Source organism: Rhodopseudomonas sp. G2_2311, assembly GCF_047501505.1.
GTDB lineage: Bacteria > Pseudomonadota > Alphaproteobacteria > Rhizobiales > Xanthobacteraceae > Rhodopseudomonas > Rhodopseudomonas palustris_H.
In genome coordinates, this window is sequence record NZ_JAZDRK010000005.1 from 67,459 (window position 1) to 92,191 (window position 24,733).

Genomic DNA, 24,733 nt, shown 5'->3' on the forward strand with positions numbered 1-24,733 from the left:
GACTGCCTGAGCCCCATTTCGTGTTTCGATAGAAAGACCAGTCATGCCCCGCGACACCCGTAAAGACAACGATTCTGCGCGCGGCCGCCGCGACCGGCAGGGCAGCAAAGGCGGTTTCGGCGGCAAAGCCGGGGCCGGTGGCAAGGGAGCGTTCGGCGGCAAGGTCCGCTCGGGCGCGGCCCGCGGACCGGAGAAGAAGTTCGCCAAGCGTGCCGCCGAAGGCGCCGGCGAGGCCCGCGGCGAGAAGAGCTACGCCAAGAAGTCGTTCGGCGGCGATGCCAAGCGCTCGTCGTTCGGCGGCGAGGGCAAGCGGCCCTATGCCAAGCGCGACGGTGCCGCGCCGCGCCGCGACTTTTCCGACCGTCCGCGCCGCGATGACGGTGATGCTCCGCGCGCCCGTTTTGGCCGCGACGATAGGCCCGCGCGCAGCGGCGGCGATCGTGCCGAGCGGGGGCCGCGCAAGGAGTTCGGCGATCGTCCCAAGCGGGATTTCGGTGACCGCCCCAAGCGCGACTTCAGTGATCGACCCAAGCGCGATTTTGCTGATCGGCCGAAGCGGCCGTTCCAGCGTGACGGCGAGGCCGGCCGCGACCGCGGTGACGAGAAGCCGTGGCGGGCCCGCGAGGATCGGCCGGCGCGTGCCGGCGGCGATCGCGACCGCAAGTTCGACAAGGGCGGTTTCGATAAGCCGCGGTTCTCGAAATCGCGTGACGACAAGCCGCGCTTCGATCGGGATCGGGAAGACAGGCCGCGGTTCGACAAGGCTCGCGGCGACAAGCCCAGGTTCGACCGTGGTGAGCGCTCGGACCGTCCGGAACGCGGCGGCGACCGGCCAAAATTCTCGCGCCCCCGCGATGGCGAGCGCGGCGAGCAGCGTCCGTTCCGCGAGCGCAGCTTCGATCGTCCGCGCGAGGATCGTCCGCGGAGTGACCGTCCCCGCAGCGACCGTCCGCGTGAGGATCGCCCGCAGCGCGACCGCGCCGCCAAGCACGGCGACTGGCACGAGCATCCGCGCAGCGAAGGCCGCGGCTTCGATCGTCCCCGCAAGGGGCGGGACGAGGAGCGCGGCTTCGATCGTCCGCGCCGCGACAATGAGGACGACAGCAAGGTCTTCGCCAAGCGTCCGGCGTTCGGCGGCCGCGGCGCGTTCCGCAAGCAGGATCCGGCAGCGGCCAAGCGTAAGCCGGCAGCTCCCGCGAAGTCCGACAAGGCCGGCGAGCGCATCGCCAAGGTGGTGGCGCGCGCCGGGCTGTGCTCGCGCCGCGATGCCGAGACGTGGATCACGGAAGGCCGTGTCACCGTCAATGGCAAGGTGATCGACTCACCGGCGCTCGACGTCAAAGCCAGCGACGTCATCACCATCGACGGCAAGCCGTTGCCGGAGCGCGAGCGCACACGGCTGTTCCTGTATCACAAGCCGCGCGGGCTGATGACGACGCACAGCGATCCGGAAGGCCGGCCGACGGTGTTCGATAATCTGCCCGAAGGCCTGCCGCGGCTGATCTCGATCGGCCGCCTCGACTTCAACACCGAGGGCCTGCTGCTGCTCACCAATGACGGCGGCCTGGCGCGCGCGCTCGAATTGCCCGAGACCGGCTGGCTGCGGCGCTATCGCGTCCGCGCCCACGGCGAAATTACCCAGGCCCAGCTCGACGAATTGCAGAACGGCATCGAGGTCGACGGCGTGCAGTATGGCCCGATCGAGGCCAAGCTGGAGCGCGATCAGGGCGCCAACGTCTGGCTGGTGTTCGCGATCCGCGAGGGCAAGAACCGCGAAGTCCGCAACGTGCTGGCGCATCTCGGCCTCGAGGTGAACCGGCTGATCCGCGTCTCCTACGGCCCGTTCCAATTGCTCGAACTGGGTGAAGGCGAGGTCGACGAGGTCAAGACCCGCGTGCTGCGCGATCAGCTCGGCGAGAAGGTGATTGCGCTCGCCGGCTGCGACTTCGCTGGCCCGTCGCCGAGCGAGACCAAGCCGAAGCCGCGCGCCGGCAAGGTCGTGTCCGCCGAGGAGTGGGCGGTGGCCGAGGCTGCACCCGCGCCGAAGAAGACGATTACCAAGCGCGGCGCGGTCGAAGATCGCAAGGGCCGCAAGGTCAAGGTCGAACGCACCGCCAGCGAAGGTGGCAATCGCCCGCTGTCGCGCGGCCCCGCCCGCCGCTACCACGGCAAACGCGACGCCGCGCCGCGGGACGAGTGAGTTCGAACGAGTTAGTTATTGCCCGATGCGGATCTTCAACAACAGCCGTCATTCCGGGGCGCGAGCGCAGCTCGCGAGCCCGGAATCCATAACCACCGCCGGGATTATGGATTCCGGGCCTGCGCCCCAAAGGGGCGCATCCCGGAATGACGAACGCGAAAGTCTATGCCGCAGCGGAGCCGCTTCATGCGCGTGATCGGCGGACGGCTGCGGGGGCGCAATCTGGTGGCGCCGACGTCGCGGGATATTCGGCCGACGGCGGACCGGTTGCGCGAGTCGGTGTTCAACATTCTGATGCACGCTTACGAGAATCCGCTGCTCGATGCGCGGGTGCTCGACCTGTTCGCCGGCACCGGCGCGCTCGGCATCGAGGCGTCGTCGCGTGGCGCTAAGTTCGTGCTGTTCGTCGACAACGGCGCCGAGGCGCGCGCCCTGCTGCGCGCCAATGTCGAGGCGCTCGGGCTCGGCGGTGTCAGCAAAGTATATCGCCGCGACGCCGCCAATCTCGGGCCGGCGCATCCCGTCGAGCCGTTCGGCGTCGCGTTTCTCGATCCGCCATACCGAAAGCAGCTTGCGGAGGCTTCACTCACGTCGCTGCGCGACGGCGGCTGGCTGCTGCCGGGCGCGCTGGTGATCGTCGAGGAAGACAAGGATGCCGGCTTCACCGCGCCAGCCGGCTACACCGAACTCGACCGCCGCGCCTATGACGACACCGAGTTCACGTTTCTGCGGTTCGGGACGGACGAGTAGTCCGTTTTTTTCGACGTCATTCCGGGGCGCTCGCGAAGCGAGCGAACCCGGAATCCAGAGGTTGTTTCGCACGGCGCAGAACAGGTCGAGATTCCGGGTTCGCGAACTACGTTCGCGCCCCGGAATGACGGTGCGCGCAGGACCTTACAAATCCGCTGCGGCGATCCAGAACACTTCGGCTTCGGAGTCTTCGCTGTCGAGCCACAGCAGCGGGAGCTGTGGGAATTCGTCTTCGATCTGTGGCCGGCAGCGGCCGACTTCGCACAGCAGGCCGCCGTCCGGCGTCAAATGATCCTTCGCTTCGGCGAGGATGCGGCGGATGATCGTCAGACCATCGTCGCCGCCGTCGAACGCCATCGCCGGTTCGGCGCGGCACTCGGCCGGCAGGCTCGCCATTCCGTCGGCGTCGACGTAAGGCGGGTTGGTGATGATCAGGTCGTAACGTTCCTCGCCAAGCGGGCCGAACAGGTCGCCGTGATACAGGCTGACGCGATCGTCGAGCTGATGCTCGGCGACGTTGCGGGTCGCGACCGCGAGCGCATCCTTCGACAGATCGACGGCGTCGACCGTCGCGTTCGGGAAGGCGTAGGCGGCGAGGATCGCAAGGCAGCCCGAACCGGTGCAGAGGTCGAGCACGCGCTCGACCGCCTCGGGCGCGTCGATCAGCGAGGTGTCGCCGCCGTCGAAATGCGAGTCCAGCAGTTCGCCGATGTAGGAGCGTGGCACGATCACCCGCTCGTCGACATAGAACGGCACGCCGCGCATGTAGATCTTGTTCACCAGATACGCCGCCGGCAGCCGCGCGGCGATCCGGCGCTCGATCAGGCCGAGGATCGCGGCAGCTTCACGCGCAGTGACGCGGGCGGAGGCGAACATCTCGAACTGATCGGGATGCAGATGCAGCGTCTCGCCGATCAGGAATGCGGCTTCGGCGATCGGATCGGTGGTGCCGTGCGCGAACACCACGCCGGCTTCGGCAAAACGGCTGACCGCGTAGCGGACGAAATCGAGCAGCGTCACCAATTCGCCCGGCGCCACCTTCGGCGGCTTGGCGGCCGCGGCCTTGGACAGGGCGGCGCCGCGCCTGGCCGGCTTGGCCTTGGCGGATCTCGCCGTCGGTGCTTTCGATTTACCCGCCTTGTTGGTTTTCGCGGTCGCCTTTTTCGCCATCAATCCTTGCTCCATCGCGCCAGCGCGGCGTCGTCGCGGCTGTGCGCCTCGACCCAACGCGACTCGCCGGAGCGCTCCTCGCGCTTCCAGAACGGCGCGTTGGCCTTGAGATAGTCCATCAGAAATTCCGCCGCCGCGAACGCCGCCTGGCGATGCGCCGAGGCGGTCAGCACCAGCACGATGTTGTCGCCCGGCACCAGCCGGCCGACGCGGTGGATGATCGTCAGCGCGGTGATCGGCCAGCGTTTGATCGCCTCATCGGCGTGGCGCTGGATCTCCTCCTCGGCCATGCCGGAATAGTGCTCCAGCGTCAGCGCCGCGACGGTGTCATCGCCTTCGACGCCGCGGCACAGGCCGGTGAACGACACCACGGCGCCGATGTCGGTGCGGCCCTTCGTCATCGCCGCAGTCTCGGCGGCGAGATCGAAATCGGCTTCCTGAATACGGATGGTCACCGGAACGGTCATCGGATCATCCCGTGCGCTGCGCCGGCTCAGCCGCCGGTCATCGGCGGGAAGAATGCGACCTCGCGCGCGCCTTGGATCGGCGTCTCGGCGCGGACATGGGCGCGATCGATCGCGGCGCGGATCACGCCGGGCTTTTCGAATGCCAGCGCATAGCCGTCGCCGCGCGCCGCCAGCCATCCGATCAGGTCGGCGACCGTCGCCACCGCCGGCGGCGGTTCGACGGTCTCTTCGTCGACGCCGATCCGCTCGCGCACCCAGGCGAAATACTTCACCTTCATGCCTGATCCTCTTCGATCAGGTGGTGAATGCCGGCGCGGAAATAGTCGTAGCCGGTGTACATCGTCAGCAGCGCCGACAGCCACAGCAGCGATACGCCGATCTCGGTGGTGAACGGCAGAACCTCGTCGCCGGCTTCGCCCGCGAGCAGGAAGCCGATCGCGACCAGCTGCGCGGTGGTCTTCCATTTCGCCAGCCGCGTCACCGGCACGCTGACGCGGAGCGCGGCGAGATATTCGCGCAGCCCCGATACCAGGATCTCACGGCACAGAATCACGATCGCGGCCCACAGCGTCCAGCCGTGGATGATGCTGTCGGCGGCGAGCATCAATAGGCAGGATGCTACCAGCAGCTTATCGGCGATCGGATCGAGCATCCGGCCGAAGGCGGACTGCTGATCCCAGATCCGGGCGAAATGGCCGTCGAGAAAATCGGTAATCGCCGCGGCGATGAACACCGCCAGGGCCACCCAGCGCAGCGCCAGCGGACCGCCGAGGATCGACTGCGCGAAGATGCAGCCGACAACCACCGGGATCGCCGCGATGCGGGCATAGGTGAGGATGTTCGGAAGCGTCAGCGACGTCTTCGTTCCCCGCACCGGCGCTCTCGTCGAGACGTTGTTCATCGTGACTTACCAATACTGCCCGCGACGGAAGGTCAACCTCCGACCCGGCTGCTCTCGTTCCGTATCAGGAAAAGGTGAAATCCGCATTGGGCGCGGCCGCCTTCGGCGCCGCCGACTTTGGTCGGGGGCTGCCGGTGTGTCAGTCCGGACGGGCATGGAAAAACTCGAAGATTCGCTTGGCGCTTTCGGCGCTGATGCCCGGAACCTTGCCGAGATCGGCGATCGAGGCCCGTTCGATTTCCTTCAGCGTGCCGAAATGCAGCAGCAGCGCGCGCTTGCGGGTCGGGCCGATGCCGGGGATTTCCTGCAGGCCGGCTTCGCGGATGTCCTTTTTGCGCAGCGTGCGATGCGACCCGATCACGAAGCGATGCGCCTCGTCGCGCAGCCGCTGGATGAAATACAGCACCGGGTCGCGCGGCTCGAGCTTGATGGCGTCGCGGTCCGGCAGGAACAGGGTCTCGCGTCCGGCGTCCCGGTCCGGTCCCTTTGCGACGCCGAGCAGGGTGACCTGATCGGTCAGGCCGATGCCGGAGAGTGCTTCGCGCGCGGCGTTGAGCTGGCCGCGGCCGCCGTCGATGATCACAAGGTCCGGCCACTGCGGGACGTCGTCGTCCTTCGGCTTGGCGGCGTCGCCTTCGGTCTGTGAGGTCACCAGCCGCTTGAACCGCCGCTGCAGCACTTCGCGCATCATCGCGTAGTCGTCGCCGGGCGTCAGGCCTTCGGAGCGGATGTTGAACTTGCGATACTGGTTCTTGATGAAGCCGTCCGGGCCGGCGACGATCATCGCGCCGACCGCGTTGGTGCCCTGAATATGGCTGTTGTCGTACACCTCGATCCGCTGCGGCACCTTCGGCAGGCCCAGCGTGGTGGCGAGGTTTTCGAGTAGCCGGGCCTGGGTCGCGGTGTCGGCGAGCTTGCGGCCGAGCGCTTCGCGCGCGTTGGTCTGGGCGTGGGCGACCAGTTCCTTCTTCTCGCCGCGCTTGGGCACGGTGAGCTCGACCTTGTGGCCGGCCTTGACGCACAGCGCGTCGGCCAGCAGCTCGGCCTCTTCGATCTCGTGCGACAGCAGGATCAGCTTCGGCGGCGGCTTGTCGTCGTAGAACTGCGCCACGAACGCACCGAGCACTTCGGCAGGCGTGAACGACTTCTCGGCGCGCGGGAAGTAGGCGCGGTTGCCCCAGTTCTGGCCGGTGCGGAAGAAGAACACCTCGACGCAGGAGTAGCCGCCGTCCTGATGGATGGCGAACACGTCGGCTTCCTCGACGGTGCGCGGATTGATGCCCTGCTGGGACTGGATCGCCGACAGCGCGGCGAGACGGTCGCGGTACAGCGCCGCGGTCTCGAACTCCAGCTCCTCCGAGGCCTTTTCCATTTCGGCCGCCAGCAGCTGCTTCACCGCCCGGCTGCGGCCGGACAGGAAGTCGGTCGCCTCGCGCACCAGCTCGCTGTAGCCGGGGAAGTCGACCTCTCCGGTGCACGGGCCGGCGCAACGCCGGATTTGATACAGCAGGCAGGGCCGGGTCCGGCTTTCGAAGAACGAATCGGTGCAGGATCGCACTAGGAACGCCCGCTGCAGCGCCGTGATGGTGCGGTTGACCGCCCCGGCGGAGGCGAACGGACCAAAATACCGCCCCGGACGGCTCTGCGCGCCGCGATGCTTGAGGATCTGCGGCGCCCAATGGTCGCCAGTGATCAGGATGTAGGGAAACGACTTGTCGTCGCGGAGCTGGACGTTGAAGCGCGGCCGCAGCTGCTTGATCAGATTGGCTTCGAGCAGCAGCGCCTCGGTCTCGGTCGTGGTGGAGATCACCTCGACCTCGACGGTCAGCGCGATCATCCGGGCGATCCGCAGCACCTGGCCGGTGGGCCGGGCGTAGGACGCCAGCCGCTTCTTCACGTTCTTGGCCTTGCCGACATAGAGCACGTCGCGCTCGGCGTTCAGCATTCGGTAGACGCCCGGTGAGGTCGGGGCGAGCCGCACCGCGCGCGCGATCGCCGAGCGGCCCACCGCCATCGGCCCGGCGCCGGGCTGCGCGGCTGCGTCGGCCTCGGCCTCGTCTTCGGCCTCCGGCAGGCGTGCCTCGTCGTCCTCCTCGACCGTCAGCTCCGCAGTGGCGGTGTCGATGTCCTGGGGGCCGGCATCCGGGCGCGCGTCGGCGGCGGGCGCCGGGGCCACGGGAGAGGCGGTGTCGAGCGGTGGTTCGGCCGCGGCCGCAGGCGGCTCGGCGGGATCATGAATCATGGCGGCCCCAACCTATGCGCTCGCTTCCGCGGTTGCCAGCGCAGGGCCTCGGCGGAACCCGGTCCGCCGGAAATTCTGCTGTCTTGCCATGGTGTTGCCGCGAAGGCCGGGAAGTAAGATTTTGTTAACAATGCGCGCCGGATCGGTCCGCGGGTTAAGAACCGTTTAACTTAAAACTCTCGATAAATTCGACGGGAAAAGAGAGGAAAGCCGTAACCATTCGGGACATTTTCCCATCGGCCGCGGGAGGCCGATGACCGGACGCAGACTGCGCCGCCGCTGGCGCGGGCGGGTCGTCGAGGAGAGTAAGATGCGTAAAGTTACACTGGCAGCGGCGGCCGTGATCGCCGCAAGTGTGTCGACGGCTCAGGCGGCCGACATGGGCTACTACCGGTCGAATGCGCCCTATACGGTCAACCAGCCGCTCAACGCCTTCAGTTGGGCTGGTCCCTATCTCGGCGGCAACCTCGGCTACTCCTGGGGCAACGTCACCAACAACATCACCAAGCCGTCGGGTTTCTCCGGCGGCGTGCAGGGCGGCTACAACTGGCAGTCCGGCAATATCGTGTTCGGTCTCGAGGGCGATATCCAGTTCTCGACCGCTGACGACACTTTCGCGCAGTACAAGTTCTCGAACCCGTGGTTCGGCACCGGCCGCGGCCGCATCGGCTACGCGATGAACGACGTGCTGATCTACGCCACCGGCGGTCTGGCGTTCGGCCAGCTCAAGGGCCAGAACGTGTTCGCCTCGGAAAGCCACAGCTCTGCGGGCTGGACGGTCGGCGCCGGCGCCGAATTCGCCTTCGCGCCGAAGCTGAGCGCCAAGGTCGAGTACCTGTACATGAGCCTGTCGACCAGCAACTTCTTCATCACCGGCATGCCGAACGGCTACAACGCCGGGTTGGTCCGCGCCGGCATCAACTATCACTTCTAAGCCGCGGCTCATCGTCGCGACCAAAACCTTTGCGAACAAAGTTCGCGAAGCAGCTTTCGAGACCAAGAAACTTGGATCATCCACTCCCGGCCGGTTTTCCGGCCGGGATTTTCTTTATCAGTGGCCGCGTTCGTGGCGCGCAGCGCCGACTTATCAGCAGCCGCAGTGCGCCGCCGGCAGGCTCTGCCGCCTAAGCGTCGCGTGATGTGGTTTGCGAAAGGAGCTGTTGCGAAGGCCGCGCTTTGCAAAATGCTGCAAGTCGGCAGCAAGCGAAACACCATCGCTTCGGGAAGGAGCGCCCGCGTTAATGCCCGCGTCGCCCATGCCCAAACTCACTGCGCGCTACCTAACGGCACGCGCCAACGTCGTTGCGCCCCGTCCCAACCCGTGCAGCGCCGCCGCGACGCTGCAGCTTTGCGAGCCGATTACGGCGAGATCACCAAGTTGACCGCCTTGGGGCCTTTGCCCTTCTTGTCAGGCTCCACTTCGAATGAAATACGCTGTCCCTCGGTCAAGTCTTTCAAGCCGGCCCGTTCGACTGCGGTAATGTGCACGAACACATCGCGGCCACCGTCATCGGGCTTGATGAAGCCGTAGCCGCGCTCGCCGTTGAAGAACTTCACCGTTCCCGTCATTGCCATTCCGGAAACTCCTCCCAGCATGCTTTCCGACGCGCGCCGGCGCATCGGTGCGACCTGGCATTTCGCTGCCGGATAGCTTGGCCGAGAGCGGGACCTGCTACTGACTGCGGGTCCAATCAAAATACGCTTTGAGGCCTTGTCACTCCGCCGCCCCCATTCGCGGAAGCGGAACGTAAAGCCAGTCCAATGAAACTAGCATAATACGGAATTTAGCGGATTGCCTACGGTCGAGTTGCGACTTTTCGCAAGCTGCTGGGGGCAGCGAATGAGTAATCAAGACTTCGGGAATTCAAGACGGTAACGACCGACCCCACCAAGGCCGAGCGGACGCTCCAGCTCGGGGAGAACCGTTCTCAGCTCATCCGCCAGCGTCCAGGGCGGGTTGACGATCAGCAGACCGGTCGACGTCAGCGGCCCGTCGGACTGCTGCGGCGCGACGCTGAACTCCAGCCGCAGGCACTTGCCTTCGCCGCCCGCGGCGGCGGTCTCGGCCACGGCAGCCGCCAGCGCCTCGGTGGCGCGGCGATTTTTAACCGGGTACCACAGCAGATATACGCCGGTCGGCCACTTGGCGTGGGCAGCGGCGAACTTGGCGGCCATCTGCTCAAACTCGTCCTTGCGCTCGAAGGGCGGGTCGATCAGCACCAGCCCGCGCCGCTCCTTTGGCGGCACGTAAGCGGTGAGTCCGGTCCAGCCGTCGAGATCGACCACCCGGCCCTGCGGGTCGTGGCGCAGCGCCGCGATCAGGTGCTTGCGCGCCACCGGTTCGAGCTCGCAGGCCACCAGGCTGTCCTGGGGGCGGAGCAGGGCGCGGGCGATCAGCGGCGAGCCCGGATAGGCGGTGAGCTCGCGCTGCGGGTTGAACGCCCGGACGATATCGAGATAGGGCGCGATCAGCGCGTAGGCCTCGTCGGAAAACCGCGCCTGCAGCACCCGGGCGATCCCGGTCGCCCATTCGCCGCCGCGGCGTGCCTCTTCGCTGGTCAGGTCGTACAGGCCGGCGCCGGCGTGGGTATCGATCACCCGGAAGGCGGCCGGTTTGTCGTGCAGGTACGTCAGGATGCGGACCAGCACGAGGTGTTTGATGACGTCGGCGAAATTTCCGGCGTGGAAAGCGTGGCGATAATTCATGGCCCGTCCCCTAGCAGGGCGCGGCCTGCGCCGCCATGGTTTGGCGATCCGGACGCCAGCCCCGTACGACTACGAGGCCGGCCCGGTTCCAAATCCTGCGACTTTTCAAGTAGTTTGGCCGCGCTGGGCGATTTGGCCGCAGAAGCCCGATTAACGCGCTGTTTAACCCCCGATGCTAGTTCTTGCTTTGCGAAAGACCGGCGGTTGTACGCCAGGGCTTTCAAGAGAACCTGCGTTAGCCGGCCGGTCGGGCGGTGGTCGAGCCACCCTGCGGCGCCTTGGGGAGTTGAAGATGGCGGTTGATTTGTCGATGTCGGTTTTGGTGGTGGACGATTACAGCACCATGATCCGGATCATTCGTAATCTTCTCAAGCAGCTTGGTTTTGAGAATATCGATGACGCCAGCGACGGCTCGGCAGCGCTCGCCAAGATGCGCACCAAGAAGTACGGCCTGGTGATTTCCGACTGGAACATGGAGCCGATGACCGGCTACGACCTGCTGAAGGAAGTGCGCGCCGATCCGAACCTGTCGCAGACCCCGTTCATCATGATCACCGCGGAGTCGAAGACCGAGAACGTGATCGCGGCCAAGAAGGCGGGCGTCAACAACTACATCGTCAAGCCGTTCAACGCGGCGACGCTGAAGACCAAGATCGAGGCGGTGTTCCCGGATCACGTCGCGGCGTAAGCCGACTGACCCTTCGTCTTCCGCAGAGCCCTACGACGCGCTCCTCATCGAGGGGCGCGTTTGTTTTTTGCAGCAGGGTGAGGCTCAGCCTTCGGCGAAGCGCTTGGTGAACAGCGCCACGTCGACCAGACCGCGGGCGTGGCGGCCGTCACCGACCTTGCGGTCGCCGAGGAACGAGGCGACGTCGAACCGGATCACCCGGCGCTCCACCGCGCTCACCACCGCCGTGGTCCGCACCGTCTGGCCGACGAAGGCCGGCGCCAAGTGGCGAATGTCGACTTCGCTGCCGACCGTCACCCAGCCTTGGGGAAGCTTCGGCGCGATCGCGTCGCCCGAGGTCATTTCCATCACCAGGATCATCATCGGGGTCGCGAACACCGCCGGCATCGACGGCACGAAATGCTGCACGGTGATGTCCTGCGTCACCGTGGTGAGCCGCTCGGCGCTCATGCCGACGGTGATGAAGTCGCGTGCGTCCATGATGCTGACCTACTTGCCCTGCGCCGCCTTGCGCTCGACGAAGGTCTTGCCGCCCTTCATCTTGTTGGTGAGCGGGGCTTCGTTGATCTGAATCACCACGTCTTCGGCGGCGACGCCAAGATGCGTCACCAGCGCCTGGGTGATGTCGCGCATCATCCCGGCCTTCTGCTCGTCGGTGCGGCCAGCGGCCATGTTGACGGTGATCTCAGGCATCGGTGGTTTCTCCCCTTGCTACAATGTTTTTTCTTCTCGTCATTCCGGGGCGCGCGAAGCGCGAACCCGGAATCTCGCAGCGGCCCAAACCTCGGGGTTCCGGGTTCGCTTGCAGCGCAAGCGCCCCGGAACGACGGTTTCAGCCCCAGCTCACCCCGCGGCGCTGCAGCAGCTCCTGCACCTTGGCGACCAGTTCATCCTCCTTGCAGGAGAACTGCGCCTCGGCCTGCTTCTTCAAGTACTCGTCGCGGTCCTTTTCCAGCGACGCCAGTTCGGCGCCCAGGATCAGGTCCTTGATCTGTACGATGCCCTGCTGCTTCTCGTCCGAGCCCTGGATGATGGCGCAGGGCGAGTTGCGCTTGTCGGCGTATTTCATCTGCTGGCCGAGCGAGTGCTTGGGATTGCCCAAGTACAATTCGGCGCGGATGCCGGCTTTGCGAAGCGTGGCGACCATCGTCTGGTAGCCGGCGATCTCGCCGCCAAACACGGTGACCACGACAGGGCCGGGCTGCGGTTTGTTATCGAGCTGGCCGATCAGCGTCAGCGCCGCCTGCAGCCGCGACACGCCGATCGAAAATCCGGTCGCCGGCACCGGCTCGCCGCGGAAGCGCGACACCAGACCGTCATAGCGCCCGCCGCCGCCGACCGAGCCGAACCGAATTGGGCGGCCCTTCTCGTCTTTGGTCTCGAGCAGGAGTTCGACCTCGTACACCGGGCCCGTGTAGTACTCGAGGCCGCGGACGACGGAAGGATCGATGCGGATGCAATCGCCGTAGCCGCCGGCTTCCGCCAGCTCGGCGATGGTGGCGAGTTCGGCGACGCCATCGCCGCCGGTCTTCGAACCTTCGACCCGCGCCCGCATGTTGGCGACCGTCGCCTGGTTGTCGGCACCCTGGGTGCTGACGCCGGCATCCTTGTCGCCGATGAAGCTGATGATCGCCTGGATCTGCGTGTCGTTCAGGCCGGCGCCTTTGGTGAAGTCGCCTTTGCCTTCCTCGCCGCCGTCCCAGCGACCGGCGCCAAGTAGCAGGATGATGTCCCGAATCGGAAACTTGTCGGCCTTATCGATCGCGCGCATCACGGTGAGCCACTGCGCGTCGCTGTCGATGCCTTGCGCTTCGCGGATGCCGTCCAGCACCTTCCGATTATTCACCTTCACCACGTAGCTGCCGCGCGGGATGCCGAGCGCTTCCATGGTGTCGGCGGCCATCATGCACATTTCGGCGTCGGCCGCGGCGGTCGGTGCGCCGACGGTGTCGGCGTCGAATTGCATGAACTGCCGGAAGCGGCCGGGGCCGGGCTTCTCGTTGCGGAACACCCAGCCGAACCGGTAGCTGCGATACGGCTTCGGCAAGCTATCAAAGTTCTCGGCGACGTAGCGCGCCAGCGGCGCGGTGAGGTCGTAGCGCAGGCTGATCCACTGCTCGTCGTCGTCCTGCAGCGAGAACACGCCCTCGTTGGGGCGGTCCTGATCGGGCAGGAACTTGCCGAGCGCGTCGGTGTATTCGAACGCCGGAGTCTCCACCGGCTCGAAGCCGTAGCGTTCGTACACCTCGCGGATCTTCTCCACCATCGCGCGCGTCGCCGCGATTTCGGCAGGCCCGCGATCGGCGAGGCCGCGCGGCAGCCGGGCGCGCAGTTTCGAGGGTTTTTTCGGTTTCTCAGCCATGATCGCCTTTCAACTCAGGGCCGGGTTGGTACCAGCCGGTGCCCTTTGCAGCAAGGTTGGGTTGTGTGATCCAGCGCAAATCCCTCGCCGCCGGGGTCCATTAACAGATGGATGCCCCACGGAAATTTGCTGGCTCGCGGCGTTCCCGTAGGGGCGTGAAGCTGATACCGTGCCGCGCCTTTCACCCCCGGCCGCGCAGTGCATGAGGAGCGCCATGTTAGACAAGATCAAGCCCACGTCCGCCGTCAACGCGCCGAACGATCTCAACGCGTTCTGGATGCCGTTCACCGCGAACCGGGCCTTCAAGCGCGCGCCGAAAATGGTCGTGGGTGCCGAGGGCATGCACTACATCACCGCCGATGGCCGCAAGATCATCGACGCCGCCTCGGGCATGTGGTGCACCAATGCGGGCCACGGCCGCAAGGAAATCGCCGAGGCGATCAAGGCGCAGGCCGACGAACTCGACTTCTCACCGCCGTTCCAGTTCGGCCAGCCGAAGGCGTTCGAGCTTGCCAGCCGGATCGCCGATCTGGCGCCGGAAGGTCTCGATCACGTGTTCTTCTGCAATTCGGGCTCGGAAGCCGGCGACACCGCGCTGAAGATCGCGGTCGCCTATCAGCAGATCAAGGGCCAGGGCTCGCGCACCCGCCTGATCGGCCGCGAGCGCGGCTATCATGGCGTCGGCTTCGGCGGCACCGCGGTCGGCGGCATCGGCAACAACCGCAAGATGTTCGGCCCGCTGCTCAACGGCGTTGACCATCTGCCTGCGACCTATGATCGCGACAAGCAGGCTTTCACCAAGGGCGAGCCGGAATACGGCGCGCACTTCGCCGATGCCCTCGAAGGCCTCGTCAACCTGCACGGTGCCAACACCATCGCGGCGGTGATCGTCGAGCCGATGGCCGGCTCCACCGGCGTGCTGCCGGCCCCGAAGGGCTACCTCAAGAAGCTGCGCGAGATCACCAAGAAGCACGGCATCCTGCTGATCTTCGACGAGGTCATCACCGGCTACGGCCGTCTCGGCTACGCCTTCGCGTCCGAACGCTACGGCGTCACCCCGGACATGATCACCTTCGCCAAGGGCGTCACCAATGGTGCGGTGCCGATGGGCGGCGTGATCACCTCGGCCGAGATCCACGATGCGTTCATGACCGGCCCCGAACACGCGGTCGAACTGGCCCACGGCTATACCTATTCGGCACACCCGCTGGCCTGCGCGGCCGGCATCGCCACCCTCGACATCTACCGCGACGAGAAGCTGTTCGAGCGCGCCAAGGCGCTGGAGCCGAAGTTCGCCGAGGCGGTGATGTCGCTGAAGTCGGCCCCGAACGTGGTCGACATCCGCACCGTCGGCCTGACCGCCGGTATCGACCTCGCCCCGATCACCGATGCGGTCGGCAAGCGCGGCTTCGAAGCGATGAATGCGGGCTTCCATGACCACGAGCTGATGCTGCGGATCGCCGGCGATACCCTGGCGCTGACCCCGCCGCTGATCCTCAGCGAGGACCACATCGGCGAGATCGTCGACAAGGTCGGCAAGGTGATCCGCGCGGTCGCCTGATTCTGCCCGATATCCCCTTGGGACGGCGGACGAATCCAGTGGACTCGTCCGCCGAATCGACAAAGATGGCGGATCGGCAGGCAACCACCGGCTTAAATGATCCGCATCTCGACCATTTTCATCGCCGTCTGCATGGTGCTGATCGCCACCTCGCTCGGCATGGTGGTGTATGCGGTCGCCGGGTTTAACTTCGCCCAGGCGTCGCTGGTCGGCCTGACCGCCCTGACATTGTTCGTGCTGTACCAGGCGGTTTCGATGCGGATGCGCGACCGCGCCGAGGCCGGCGATCAGATCGCAGACCTGTCGCGCGGCACCGCCGATCTCGCCCGGCAGGTCGGCGAATTCGGCCGTCGGCTGGCGGTGGTCGAGGCCAAGCTGGTTTCCGCCCAGTCCTCCCAGCAGGATCGCGTTCAGCACGTCTCCGACGAAATCACCGAGCTTGGTACCCTGGTGCAGCAGTTGGCTGCCTCGGTCGCCGCCCACGAAGACCTTCTGACCTCCGCCGCCCGCAGCGAGGTCCGCCCAGAGTCCATCGCAGCGCCGGCGCCGGCTGCTCTGGCTCCGCCCGTGATCCCGTCCGCGGCCGTACCGGCGGCTGCGGCTGCGCCGCCCGTTTCGGCGCTTCAGCCCGAAACGCCGAACCTCGCAGCTCCCACCGCGCCGCCGCCGGCCGCTGCCGCTCCCACGACTCTGGTGCCGGACGCCGCCTCAGTCCCGGCTGTGGTCCCGCCGCCCGCCGTCGTTTCAGCTCCTGCCGGTCCCAATATGGCGGAAGCGGTGGCGAGCGCGGTCGAGGGCGGCCGCTTCGATCTCTATCTGCAGCCGATGGTCTCGCTGCCGCAGCGCAAGGTGCGGGCCTACGAGGTGGTAACGCGGCTGCGCGATACCGCCGATCAGGCGATCCCTGCCGAAACCTATTTGCCGATCGCCGAGACCGCCGGGCTGATGGGACGGATCGACAACGCCATCCTGCTGCGCGCCGTGCAGGTGGTCCGGCGCCTGTTGGTGCGCAACAAGGACGTCGGTCTGTTCGTCAACATCGCCGGCGCGACGCTGGCCGACACCGCCGCCTTCGCCCAGTGCCTCGACTTCCTCGAAGCCAACCGCGCGCTGGCGCCGTCGCTGATCCTCGAATTCAAGCAGAGCACGCTGCGCGGCCTCGGCCCGATCGAAACCGAACACCTCGCGGCATTGGCGCAGCGCGGCTACCGGTTCTCGATCGACCACGTCACCGATCTGCGGTTCGAGCCGCGCGAGCTGGCCGATCGCGGCGTCCGCTTCATCAAGGTGCCGGCGGCGCTGCTGCTCGCCGCGCATGATACGGCGTCCGCCGACATCCACCCGGTGGATCTGTCCGATCTGCTCGGCCGGTTCGGCATCGATCTAGTCGCCGAGCGGATCGAGGGGGAACGCGCCGTGGTCGACCTGCTTGACTACGATGTCCGGTTTGGGCAGGGGTTCTTGTTCGCAGCGCCCCGTCCGCTGCGGCCAGAGACCGCCACCAACGCGGCCGCGCCGGCTTCCAACGCCCCGGCCCAGCAGGACATCAATCTTGATCCAGGCAAGCTACCGCAGAGCCCGCTCGCTCGCATCGAGCCGGCACGCGTCACCGGCAATGCCGCACTGGTCCGCCGCGCCGCCGGCCCTTTCTGATCGTTTCAGCCGATGACAAAGCTGCGTTTCGTCGAGCATCTGCACGAGCTCGTCGGCTCGGTCGACGTCGTGCTCAGCGACATCTGGGGCGTGGTGCACAACGGCCTGGAGTCGTTTCCGGACGCCTGCGCGGCGCTGAAGACCGCGCGTGACCAGGGCCGCACCGTGGTGCTGATCACCAACGCGCCGCGGCCGGCGGATTCGGTGCAGCGCCAGCTGCGCAAGCTCGACGTGCCGGACGATTGCTACGACGCGATCGTGTCGTCGGGCGATCTCACCCGGATCTACGTGGCCGAGCATCCCGGCCAGTCGATCTACTGGCTCGGGCCGGATCGCGACAACTCGATCTATCGCGGCCTCGATGCGGTGCTGACGCCGCTCGACAAGGCCGACTACATCATCTGCACCGGCCCGTTCGACGACGAGACCGAGTCGGCGGAAGACTATCGCGAGATGATGGGGCAGGCGCTGGAGCGCAAGCTGACGCTGGTCTGCGCCAATCCGGACATCGTGGTCGAGCGCGGCGACCGGCTGATCTACTGCGCCGGTGCGATCGCCGAGTTGTATCGCGAGCTCGGCGGCGAGGTGATCTTCTACGGCAAGCCGCATCGGCCGATCTATGATCGTGCGATGGCGCTCGCCCGACAGATCCGCGGGACCGACACGCCCGCTCAGCGGGTGCTGGCGATCGGCGACTCGGTGCGGACTGATCTGGCCGGCGCGCAGGGTTACGGCATCGACCTGCTGTTCGTCACCCGCGGCATCCATGCCGACGCATTCGAGGGCATCGATCGGCTCGACACCGCTGCGGTGACCGAACTGTTCGGCCACCCGCCGCTGGCACTGACCCGCGAGCTGCGCTGGTAAGCGCAGCTCGGCTTCGCTTCTTCGGAGTGATCAGCGGCCTTCGCGCAACCAGGTCGCCGCGAACGCGCCGAGCAGCAACAGCAAGCCGATCAGGCCGGTGAATACCGGCAGCACGCCGACGCCGGTGACGACGCTGGCATCGCGCATCCGCACGCCGAGCCAGCCGTCGCCGCGGAAGATCGTGGCCGAGGTCACCGGAACGATCCGCGGCAGCTCGACGCTGCCGTTCTCGGCGATCCGGCGGGCGTCGCCGCCGGTCGCCTGCGCCAGCGGCCGCAGCGTCTCGGTGGTCGAGGTGACTTCCGCAAATTCCTTCGGGTTCACCGGGCCAACATTGATCAGCGCTTTCAGCGTGCCGTCGGTCGCCGACCACAGCCCGAGCTCGTCGGCCGGCAGCGTCGCCCGCCAGGTGCCGGGATCGCCCGCCGCGAGCGTGAGTTCGCGGGTCTTGCCGGACGGCGAGGTGACGGTGACGGGCGGCACGCTGTCACCCATGGTCTGCCGCAGCACTTCGAGGTTCTTGCCCTCGGCCTTCAGCCGCAGCGCTTCTTCATCGAGGTCCGGCTGCTTCATCAGCCAGTGCGACATCCGCCGCAGCAGATCGAGATGCGGTCCGCCGCCCTCGTAGCCGCGCGCCCACAGCCAGATGTGGTCGGAGAGCAGCAGCGCGACGCGGCCCTCGCCGAAATGCGACAGCAGCAGCAGCGGCATATTGTCGGCGCCGGTCATCAGCGGCGCCGCTGTTGCGTTGCGGGTGTCGACCGTGCGGAAGAACCGGCTCCAATGCGGCGGCTCGGAGGTCGAGCCTTCGAGGCCGCGCGTCACCGGATGGCGCTTGCCGGCGTCGGACAGCCGCGCGTGATACGGCTTCTCGGTGACGCCGACCGGCTCGGCCGGCAGCAACGTGTCGAGCGGCGTACGCCAGATCGAGGTGGTCGACGCGTAGTCCGGCCCGGCCGACACCAGCACCGCGCCGCCATTTTTCACGTAGCGCGAGATGTTGTCGAAATACGCCATCGGCAGCACGCCCTGGCGGGCGTAGCGGTCGAAGATGATCAGTTGAAACTCGTTGATCTTCTGCTGGAACAGCTCGCGGGTCGGGAAGGCGATCAGCGACAATTCGTTGATCGGCGTGCCGTCCTGCTTCTCCGGCGGCCGCAGGATGGTGAAGTGCACGAGATCGACGCTGGCGTCGGACTTTAGCAGATTGCGCCAGGTACGCTCGCCGGAATGCGGCTCGCCGGACACCAGCAGCACCCGCAGCTTGTCGCGGACGCCGTCGATCGACACCACGGCGCGATTGTTGACCAGCGTCAGCTCGTTCTCGACCGGCGAGGCTTCGATCTCGACGATGTTCTGGCCGGCATGCTTGATCTCGACATCGACGTTGACGGTCTGGCCGCTGAGCACGGTGCGCTGGTTCAGCACTTCGCCGTCGCGCCGCACCACGACGCGGGCACGGTCGCCGGTGATGCCCTGGTCGTCGAGCCGGTAGGTGATGGTCTGGGTCTGGCCGACGATGCCGAACCGCGGCGTCGCCAGGATGGCGATGCGGCGGTCGCGCTCGTCCTTGCGGCCGGTGATCAGCGCCTGCACCGGCGCCTGGAAGCCAAGTGCCTGCGCGTTCGCCGGGATATCGTGGACGCGGCCGTCGGTGATCAGGAACGCGCCGGCGACGCGGTCGGTCGGCACGTCGGACAGCGCCGAAGTCACCGCGCCGAACAGCTTGGTGCCGTCGGTCTCGCCGTCCGCCTGGCCTGCTTCAACGACGCGAACCTCCAGGCCCTTGATCTGCTTCAGCCGATCGACCAGCGCCTCCTTGGCCTGCTCGGCCTCTTCGGTACGCTTGCCGAAATTCTGACTCGGGCTCTTGTCGACCACCACGGCGGCGACCGAGGACAGCGGCTCGCGCTCCTCGCGGGTGAACGACGGATTGGCCAGCGCTAGCACGATCAGCGCCAGCGCCGCGATCCGCACCCACGCGCCCCGCGAGCGCCCGATCAGCAGTACGAGTGCGATCACCACAACAGCAGCGATCGCGACCCACAGCACGGCGGTCGGAACAAGAGGCGCAAAGGCGATGCCGTAGTGCATCAGGTGCTAGCTCCGGATGCTGCCTGCTCCCTCTCCCATGGGGAGAGGGTTGGGGTGAGGAGGTACGACCTATTGAGAGGGCGAAACCCCTCACCCGGCGCTGCGCGCCGACCTCTCCCCATGGGAGAGGTGAAGGATGCCTCGCTCAATTGTTGTCGATGTTGCATCACTGCCCCAGCCGCTCGATCAGCGCCGGCGCGTGGACCTGGTCGGCTTTGTAGTTGCCGGTCAGGGTGTACATCACGATGTTGACGCCGGCGCGGAAGGCGAATTCCCGCTGGCGCGGCTCGCCTGGTGTCAGCGGCAGCATCGGCTGGCCGTCGGGCCGCATCGCCCAGGCGCCGGCGAGATCGTTGGAGGTGATGATGATCGGCGACACGCCGTCGCCGCCGCGCGCTGGGCGGGTGGTGTCGTCATCGTCGGTCTCGCGCGGCAGCGCCTCGACCCAGGTCTGGCCGGCGGTGAAGCGGCCGGGGAAGTCGCGCAGGAGATAGAATGTCTTGGTCAGCACGTGCTCGCGCGGCACCGGCTCCAGCTCCGGCACGTCGAGCGACGACAGCACGTCGCGCAGCGTGACCATGCCGGGGGTCTGCGATGCCCCGTTCGGATCCGGCGGCGCTTCGATCGCGTCGCGGGTGTCGAAGATCACGGTGCCGCCCTGCTTCATGTAGGCGTCGATCTTGTTGAGCGCGTCCTGCGGCGGCTTCGGCCCGCCGGCGACGATCGGCCAATAGATCAGCGGGAAGAACGACAGCTCATCGCGCGCCGGATCGACGCCGACCGGCTCGCCGGCTTCGAGCGCGGTGCGCTGCGCCAGGAACAGCGTCAGTCCGCTCATTCCGGCTTTGACGATGGCGTCGACGTCGGCGTTGCCGGTGATCACATAAGCGAGGTGGGTCTGTGCAGTCGCCTTGATGGCGAAGTCGTCCTTGGCGCCCTGCGCGCGCAGCGGCAGCGGCATCGACGCCAGCGGCAGTGCGATGATCAGCGCCAGCGCGGCGGTCGCGGCGCGGCGGCGGCGTATCAGCAGCGCGGCGAGGCCGCCGCCGAGGATGGCGACGATCAGCGCGTCGAGCAGGAACAGGCCGAGCGACGACGCCAGCAGCATGCCGCGCAGATCGCGCGGTTCGGCGTTGCTGTACGCGGCGCGGCGGGCGTTGATCGCCGACGTATCCAGCGGCGCAATCCGGTCAGCAGTGGCCAGCGCGTTGACGGCGATCGGTCCATCGGCGGGACCATAGAAGCCGGGTGGATGCTCGGCGCTGCCGCGCTCGCGATAATCAGCCGGGATCGGCTTGGCCGAGGCCGGCGGCGGGCCGAACGCGCCGAAGCCGTCGAGCGTGCGCAGCGGCGACACCGTCTCGGCGGCGTTGGGATCGGCGGCAACGCCGGCGCCGGGCGTCGAGGTGTAACCGGACATGTCGACCAGTCGGCGCAGCATCTCGACGAAGGTGCCGGACATCGGCAGGTTCGACCAGCGCATGTCGGCGCTGACGTGGAACAGCGTCACCAGCCCTTTGCCGCGATGTTCGCCGGTGACCAACGGCGTGCCGTCGGCGAGCGAAGCCCAGCTTTTGCCGGGCAGCGTCGCGTCCGGCTCGGCCAGCACCTGGCGATTGACGGTGACGTCGCTCGGCACCGCGAGCCCCGCGAACGGGCCGTCGCCGGAGAACGCAGCGAGCTGCTGCGGCTTCTCCCATGTCAGGCTGCCGCCGAGACTGCGGCCGCCTTTGCGGAGCTTCACCGGCACCAGATCGTCCTCGTCCTGACGGGCGAGACGAGGGCCGGCAAACCGCACCAGCACGCCGCCCTGTTCGATCCAGGCGTCGAGCCGCTGGCGGATTTCGGGGGACAGCGCGCCGACATCGGCGAGCACGATCATCGGCAGCTTCTGGTCGAGGAATTGCGCGATCACCTGCTGCGGGGCGGTGCGTTCGCCCTGGCGCAGATCGGCGAACGGCGACAGCGCACGGGTGAGATAGAACGTCGCCGCGAGCAGCGGCTGTGCCGTGTCGGCGCTGGCGCCCGACACGATCCCGACTGCGCGGCGGCGCCAGCGCTTGTCGAGTAGCTGCACGGCGCCCGCGGAGCGCTCGCTGGCGATCTCCAGCCGGGCGATGTCGTTGCGCAGTTCGACCGGCAGGTCGAATGCGGCTTCGGTTTCGGTGGCGCCGGGCGCGAGGCTGAAGCGGGCTTCGCCGATCGGCGCGCTCTTGGCATCGAGCGCGCGGACGACTCCGGCGTCGACGCCGCCGCTGTTGGCGCGCAGCACTTTCACGGTCATCTTCGCCGCGGCGTTTTCGGCGGCGGCGAGCGCGTGAGCGGGTGGGGCGCCGCCTTCAACGATGGTGACGCTGCGGTTCTGGACCAGCTTGTTCAGCCCGGTGACGAAATCATTGCCGCGGCCGGTGTCGACGCCGTCCGTCAGCCACACCAGTTCGGCATCGCCGGCGGTCTTCAGAAAACGTTCGATGCCGGGCAGCGCCTCGACCCGCTCGACCGCATAGGGCTTGGGCGCGAGCTGACGCAGCGATACTCGTGCGGTGCCGGCCGGCATCAGGGCCGGATCGCGCGCCGTTTCCGACAGCGGCGCCAGCGCCACCGCGCGGCGGGCGCTGTCGGCTTCTGCGATCAGTTCGTCGGCGGCCTTGATCCGCGCCTCCCAGCTCGACGCTGCGCTCCAGCCGTCGTCGAGCAGGATCAGCAGTGGCGCCTGACTGCCGCCGGCAGCGGTCTGCGGATTCCAGATTGGGCCGGCAAGCGCGATGATCACCAGCGCAGCCGCGAGCATGCGCAGCGCGGTCAGCCACCACGGCGTACGCGACGGCGTCTCTTCCTTCGGGGCGATGTCGAACAGCAGTCGGGTCGGCGGGAAATCCACGCGGCGCGGCCGCGGCGGCATCACCCGCAGCAGCCACCACAGCGCCGGCAGCGCCAGCAGACCGATCAGCAGCAGCGGCTGTGCAAACGAAAGGGGGAGGGCGCCGATCATGCGCCACGTCCTGTTTTGCCGCCGGCATCCTTGGCGGTGGTCATGCCGGCGTGCAGGAATAACAGCAGCTCGGCGGCCGAGCGCGAGGTGGTGTGGGTCGAGAACAGCCAGTCGAGCTTGGAGGTCTCGGCACGGATCGCGTCACGATGCGCGGCGACCAGAGCGACGTAGTCGCTGGCCCATTTCTCTGCGCGGCCAGCGGTGATCGCACCGCCACCTTCGGGCTCGACGAATTCGACCCGGCCGGCATAGGGAAAGCTCTCTTCGGCCGGATCGACGATCTGCACCAGCGTGCCGTGCGCGCCGGAAGCCGACAGGCCGGCGAGCATCTGCCGAATCTCACCGACCGGCGACCAGAAGTCGGACAGCACCACGATCTCGGCCCGCGATGACGGCACGAATGACGGCGGCAGGCTGCTGCGCGTTGAGGTGTCGTGCAGGATCGCCTGCGCCATCTTGTCGATGACGTTGTTACTCGAGGTCGGGTTCATCAGGCCGGGAATGCCGACCCGTTCGCCGCCGGCGACCAGCAGATCGGCCAGCGCGAACGCCACGATCAGGCCGCGCTCGAGCTTGCTGTCGCGCGCGGTTTTGGAGGCGAACGCCATCGACAGCGAGCGGTCCGGCCACAGCCAGACGGTGTGCGCAGCTTCCCACTCCAGCTCGCGGACATAGAGATGATCGTCGCGCGCGGAGCGGCGCCAATCGACGTTCTGCGCCGGCTCGCCGGAGACGAAGCGGCGATATTGCCAGAAATTCTCGCCGGCACCGGCACGGCGGCGGCCGTGCAAACCGTGCGTGACGTTGTTGGCGATCTTGCGGGCCTCGAGCATCAGGCGCGGCAACGTCGCAGCCAGCGAACGGCTTTCTCCGTCCGCGCGGCGAACCGCCAGCGTCTCCTGGGTGCGATGCTCGTCGGCCTGCGCCATCAGCCGATCCGGCTCTTGAGCTTCTGAATCACGTCCGGAATGGTGCGGCCTTCGGCGCGGGCCGAGAACGTCAGCGCCATACGATGCTTCAGGATCGGCTCGGCGAGGTCGAGCACGTCGTCGATCGAAGGTGCCAGCCGGCCGTCGAGCAGCGCGCGGGCACGCACCGCCATCATCAGCGATTGGCTGGCGCGCGGGCCGGGGCCCCAGGCAATCAGCTTGCCGAGGTCGCCGGCGTCGGGGCCGGGACGTGCCGAGCGCACCAGCGACAGGATCGCTTCAACGACCGAGTCGCCGACCGGGAGCCGCCGCACCAGCCGCTGAGCCGCCAGCAGCGTTTCGCCGCTCATCGTTGCTCGCGGCGCTGCCTGCTCGGCGCCGGTGGTGTCGAACAGGATACGGCGCTCGGCGTCGCGATCCGGATAGTCGACGTCGATCTCCATCAAGAAGCGGTCGAGCTGGGCTTCCGGCAGCGGGTAGGTGCCTTCCTGCTCCAGCGGGTTCTGCGTGGCGAGTACATGAAACGGCTTCGGCAGATCGTGCCGCGCGCCCGCAACGGTGATGTGCTGCTCCTGCATCGCCTGCAGCAGCGCCGACTGGGTGCGCGGGCTGGCGCGGTTGATTTCGTCGGCCATCAACAGCTGCGCAAACACCGGGCCGGCGATGAAGCGGAACGAGCGCTTGCCCGCCGCGGTCTCGTCGAGCACTTCGGCGCCGAGAATGTCGGATGGCATCAGGTCGGGCGTGAACTGCACGCGCTTGGCATCGAGCCCGAGCGTCACACCCAGGGTTTCCACCAGCTTGGTCTTGGCGAGGCCGGGGACGCCGATCAGCAGCGCGTGGCCGCCGGACAGAATCGTCACCAGCGTATTTTCGACCACGCGATCCTGGCCGAAGATCACGGTCGAGATGGCTTCCTTGGCGGCGCGCACTTCGCCGGCGACCTGCTCGGCCGAGCGGACGATGACGTCTTCGAGCTTCTCGACACTGTCTGCGCCGGCCATATCGTCTCTCCTGTCCACACCGGCCGCCGCCGGGCCGGTTGTTTTCACCGGGAGCATGTTAGGCTGTTCGCCGCGAGACAGCGAAGGCCCTGGTTTCATTCACCAAATCTTTCCCCACATTATGAGCATCGCGGGATTGGCGCGGAT

Annotated in this window: 21 protein-coding genes; 7 read left to right on the forward strand and 14 right to left on the reverse strand. The window is 67.2% G+C overall.

The annotated features are described in order from the left end of the window. The first annotated feature begins 43 nt into the window (after positions 1–43). Positions 44–2,200, forward strand: a complete 2,157-nt coding sequence (locus tag VRZ08_RS10355; RefSeq protein ID WP_414532490.1) for a pseudouridine synthase — start codon at positions 44–46, stop codon at positions 2,198–2,200. A gap of 165 nt (positions 2,201–2,365) precedes the next feature. Next, positions 2,366–2,950 (forward strand): 16S rRNA (guanine(966)-N(2))-methyltransferase RsmD, encoded by a 585-nt coding sequence (rsmD, locus tag VRZ08_RS10360; RefSeq protein WP_414532491.1) that lies wholly within the window; start codon positions 2,366–2,368, stop codon positions 2,948–2,950. A 144-nt stretch (positions 2,951–3,094) separates the two neighbouring features. Here the strand turns inward: rsmD and prmB are convergent, their stop codons facing one another. The 5 genes from prmB to uvrC form a co-directional block, all read right to left on the reverse strand. Next, positions 3,095–4,120: a 50S ribosomal protein L3 N(5)-glutamine methyltransferase gene (prmB, locus tag VRZ08_RS10365; protein WP_414532492.1), complete on the reverse strand. Its 1,026-nt coding sequence runs from the start codon at positions 4,118–4,120 to the stop codon at positions 3,095–3,097. After that, the gene (locus VRZ08_RS10370) at positions 4,120–4,587 is read right to left on the reverse strand and encodes a molybdenum cofactor biosynthesis protein MoaE (RefSeq protein WP_414532493.1); all 468 of its coding nucleotides are present in this window, start codon (positions 4,585–4,587) and stop codon (positions 4,120–4,122) included. The genes prmB and VRZ08_RS10370 overlap by 1 nt, the downstream gene beginning before the upstream one ends. 26 nt (positions 4,588–4,613) lie before the next feature. Continuing rightward, complete coding sequence (moaD, locus tag VRZ08_RS10375) at positions 4,614–4,865, reverse strand: molybdopterin converting factor subunit 1 (protein WP_263990846.1); 252 nt, start codon at positions 4,863–4,865, stop codon at positions 4,614–4,616. Further along, positions 4,862–5,488, reverse strand: a complete 627-nt coding sequence (pgsA, locus tag VRZ08_RS10380; RefSeq protein WP_011156734.1) for a CDP-diacylglycerol--glycerol-3-phosphate 3-phosphatidyltransferase — start codon at positions 5,486–5,488, stop codon at positions 4,862–4,864. The genes moaD and pgsA overlap by 4 nt, the downstream gene beginning before the upstream one ends. Positions 5,489–5,627: 139 nt before the next feature. After that, the gene (uvrC, locus tag VRZ08_RS10385) at positions 5,628–7,730 is read right to left on the reverse strand and encodes an excinuclease ABC subunit UvrC (protein ID WP_414532494.1); all 2,103 of its coding nucleotides are present in this window, start codon (positions 7,728–7,730) and stop codon (positions 5,628–5,630) included. A gap of 310 nt (positions 7,731–8,040) precedes the next feature. Here uvrC and VRZ08_RS10390 point away from each other — a divergent pair, with 310 nt between their 5' ends. Next, positions 8,041–8,664 (forward strand): outer membrane protein, encoded by a 624-nt coding sequence (locus VRZ08_RS10390; protein ID WP_012494872.1) that lies wholly within the window; start codon positions 8,041–8,043, stop codon positions 8,662–8,664. Positions 8,665–9,089: 425 nt separating this feature from the next. Here VRZ08_RS10390 and VRZ08_RS10395 read toward each other — a convergent pair whose 3' ends face one another. Beyond that, entirely contained in the window at positions 9,090–9,305 is a 216-nt protein-coding gene (locus VRZ08_RS10395; RefSeq protein WP_012494873.1) for a cold-shock protein, read from the reverse strand. A 273-nt stretch (positions 9,306–9,578) separates the two neighbouring features. Next, the gene (locus VRZ08_RS10400) at positions 9,579–10,436 is read right to left on the reverse strand and encodes a 23S rRNA (adenine(2030)-N(6))-methyltransferase RlmJ (RefSeq protein WP_107343326.1); all 858 of its coding nucleotides are present in this window, start codon (positions 10,434–10,436) and stop codon (positions 9,579–9,581) included. A 292-nt stretch (positions 10,437–10,728) separates the two neighbouring features. Here VRZ08_RS10400 and VRZ08_RS10405 point away from each other — a divergent pair, with 292 nt between their 5' ends. Then, on the forward strand, positions 10,729–11,124 hold the full coding sequence (locus VRZ08_RS10405; protein ID WP_011156739.1) for a response regulator: 396 nt from the start codon (positions 10,729–10,731) through the stop codon (positions 11,122–11,124). Positions 11,125–11,208: 84 nt separating this feature from the next. Here VRZ08_RS10405 and VRZ08_RS10410 read toward each other — a convergent pair whose 3' ends face one another. The 3 genes from VRZ08_RS10410 to hisS form a co-directional block, all read right to left on the reverse strand. Continuing rightward, positions 11,209–11,604, reverse strand: a complete 396-nt coding sequence (locus tag VRZ08_RS10410; protein WP_107343327.1) for a thioesterase family protein — start codon at positions 11,602–11,604, stop codon at positions 11,209–11,211. Between the two features lie 9 nt (positions 11,605–11,613). Then, positions 11,614–11,817, reverse strand: coding sequence for a tautomerase family protein (locus tag VRZ08_RS10415; RefSeq protein WP_011156741.1), 204 nt, complete (start codon positions 11,815–11,817; stop codon positions 11,614–11,616). Positions 11,818–11,956: 139 nt separating this feature from the next. After that, complete coding sequence (gene hisS / locus VRZ08_RS10420; protein ID WP_414532495.1) at positions 11,957–13,486, reverse strand: histidine--tRNA ligase; 1,530 nt, start codon at positions 13,484–13,486, stop codon at positions 11,957–11,959. A gap of 214 nt (positions 13,487–13,700) precedes the next feature. On the opposite strand from hisS, the gene VRZ08_RS10425 reads away from it, so the two are divergent. From VRZ08_RS10425 to VRZ08_RS10435, 3 genes are all read left to right on the forward strand, one after another. Then, positions 13,701–15,047, forward strand: coding sequence for an aspartate aminotransferase family protein (locus tag VRZ08_RS10425; protein ID WP_414532496.1), 1,347 nt, complete (start codon positions 13,701–13,703; stop codon positions 15,045–15,047). 96 nt (positions 15,048–15,143) lie between these two features. Further along, a complete protein-coding gene (locus VRZ08_RS10430; protein ID WP_414532497.1) occupies positions 15,144–16,700 on the forward strand; it encodes an EAL domain-containing protein in 1,557 nt (518 codons plus the stop codon). Between the two features lie 12 nt (positions 16,701–16,712). Then, positions 16,713–17,567, forward strand: a complete 855-nt coding sequence (locus VRZ08_RS10435) for a TIGR01459 family HAD-type hydrolase (RefSeq protein WP_107343332.1) — start codon at positions 16,713–16,715, stop codon at positions 17,565–17,567. Between the two features lie 30 nt (positions 17,568–17,597). Here the strand turns inward: VRZ08_RS10435 and VRZ08_RS10440 are convergent, their stop codons facing one another. From VRZ08_RS10440 to VRZ08_RS10455, 4 genes are all read right to left on the reverse strand, one after another. Continuing rightward, on the reverse strand, positions 17,598–19,661 hold the full coding sequence (locus VRZ08_RS10440) for a hypothetical protein (RefSeq protein WP_414532498.1): 2,064 nt from the start codon (positions 19,659–19,661) through the stop codon (positions 17,598–17,600). 166 nt (positions 19,662–19,827) lie between these two features. Further along, positions 19,828–22,653: a DUF4159 domain-containing protein gene (locus tag VRZ08_RS10445; protein ID WP_414532499.1), complete on the reverse strand. Its 2,826-nt coding sequence runs from the start codon at positions 22,651–22,653 to the stop codon at positions 19,828–19,830. Next, entirely contained in the window at positions 22,650–23,582 is a 933-nt protein-coding gene (locus VRZ08_RS10450) for a DUF58 domain-containing protein (protein WP_414532500.1), read from the reverse strand. The genes VRZ08_RS10445 and VRZ08_RS10450 overlap by 4 nt, the downstream gene beginning before the upstream one ends. Continuing rightward, positions 23,582–24,586, reverse strand: a complete 1,005-nt coding sequence (locus VRZ08_RS10455; RefSeq protein WP_012494880.1) for an AAA family ATPase — start codon at positions 24,584–24,586, stop codon at positions 23,582–23,584. The genes VRZ08_RS10450 and VRZ08_RS10455 overlap by 1 nt, the downstream gene beginning before the upstream one ends. Between the last annotated feature and the right edge of the window lie 147 nt (positions 24,587–24,733).

Coding starts and splice junctions, on each gene's coding strand:
- VRZ08_RS10355 (WP_414532490.1), top strand. CDS start 44: ATGCCCCGCGACACCCGTAAAGACAACGATTCTGCGCGCGGCCGCCGC.
- rsmD (WP_414532491.1), top strand. CDS start 2,366: ATGCCGCAGCGGAGCCGCTTCATGCGCGTGATCGGCGGACGGCTGCGG.
- prmB (WP_414532492.1), bottom strand. CDS start 4,120: ATGGCGAAAAAGGCGACCGCGAAAACCAACAAGGCGGGTAAATCGAAA.
- VRZ08_RS10370 (WP_414532493.1), bottom strand. CDS start 4,587: ATGACCGTTCCGGTGACCATCCGTATTCAGGAAGCCGATTTCGATCTC.
- moaD (WP_263990846.1), bottom strand. CDS start 4,865: ATGAAGGTGAAGTATTTCGCCTGGGTGCGCGAGCGGATCGGCGTCGAC.
- pgsA (WP_011156734.1), bottom strand. CDS start 5,488: ATGAACAACGTCTCGACGAGAGCGCCGGTGCGGGGAACGAAGACGTCG.
- uvrC (WP_414532494.1), bottom strand. CDS start 7,730: ATGATTCATGATCCCGCCGAGCCGCCTGCGGCCGCGGCCGAACCACCG.
- VRZ08_RS10390 (WP_012494872.1), top strand. CDS start 8,041: ATGCGTAAAGTTACACTGGCAGCGGCGGCCGTGATCGCCGCAAGTGTG.
- VRZ08_RS10395 (WP_012494873.1), bottom strand. CDS start 9,305: ATGGCAATGACGGGAACGGTGAAGTTCTTCAACGGCGAGCGCGGCTAC.
- VRZ08_RS10400 (WP_107343326.1), bottom strand. CDS start 10,436: ATGAATTATCGCCACGCTTTCCACGCCGGAAATTTCGCCGACGTCATC.
- VRZ08_RS10405 (WP_011156739.1), top strand. CDS start 10,729: ATGGCGGTTGATTTGTCGATGTCGGTTTTGGTGGTGGACGATTACAGC.
- VRZ08_RS10410 (WP_107343327.1), bottom strand. CDS start 11,604: ATGGACGCACGCGACTTCATCACCGTCGGCATGAGCGCCGAGCGGCTC.
- VRZ08_RS10415 (WP_011156741.1), bottom strand. CDS start 11,817: ATGCCTGAGATCACCGTCAACATGGCCGCTGGCCGCACCGACGAGCAG.
- hisS (WP_414532495.1), bottom strand. CDS start 13,486: ATGGCTGAGAAACCGAAAAAACCCTCGAAACTGCGCGCCCGGCTGCCG.
- VRZ08_RS10425 (WP_414532496.1), top strand. CDS start 13,701: ATGTTAGACAAGATCAAGCCCACGTCCGCCGTCAACGCGCCGAACGAT.
- VRZ08_RS10430 (WP_414532497.1), top strand. CDS start 15,144: ATGATCCGCATCTCGACCATTTTCATCGCCGTCTGCATGGTGCTGATC.
- VRZ08_RS10435 (WP_107343332.1), top strand. CDS start 16,713: ATGACAAAGCTGCGTTTCGTCGAGCATCTGCACGAGCTCGTCGGCTCG.
- VRZ08_RS10440 (WP_414532498.1), bottom strand. CDS start 19,661: ATGCACTACGGCATCGCCTTTGCGCCTCTTGTTCCGACCGCCGTGCTG.
- VRZ08_RS10445 (WP_414532499.1), bottom strand. CDS start 22,653: ATGATCGGCGCCCTCCCCCTTTCGTTTGCACAGCCGCTGCTGCTGATC.
- VRZ08_RS10450 (WP_414532500.1), bottom strand. CDS start 23,582: ATGGCGCAGGCCGACGAGCATCGCACCCAGGAGACGCTGGCGGTTCGC.
- VRZ08_RS10455 (WP_012494880.1), bottom strand. CDS start 24,586: ATGGCCGGCGCAGACAGTGTCGAGAAGCTCGAAGACGTCATCGTCCGC.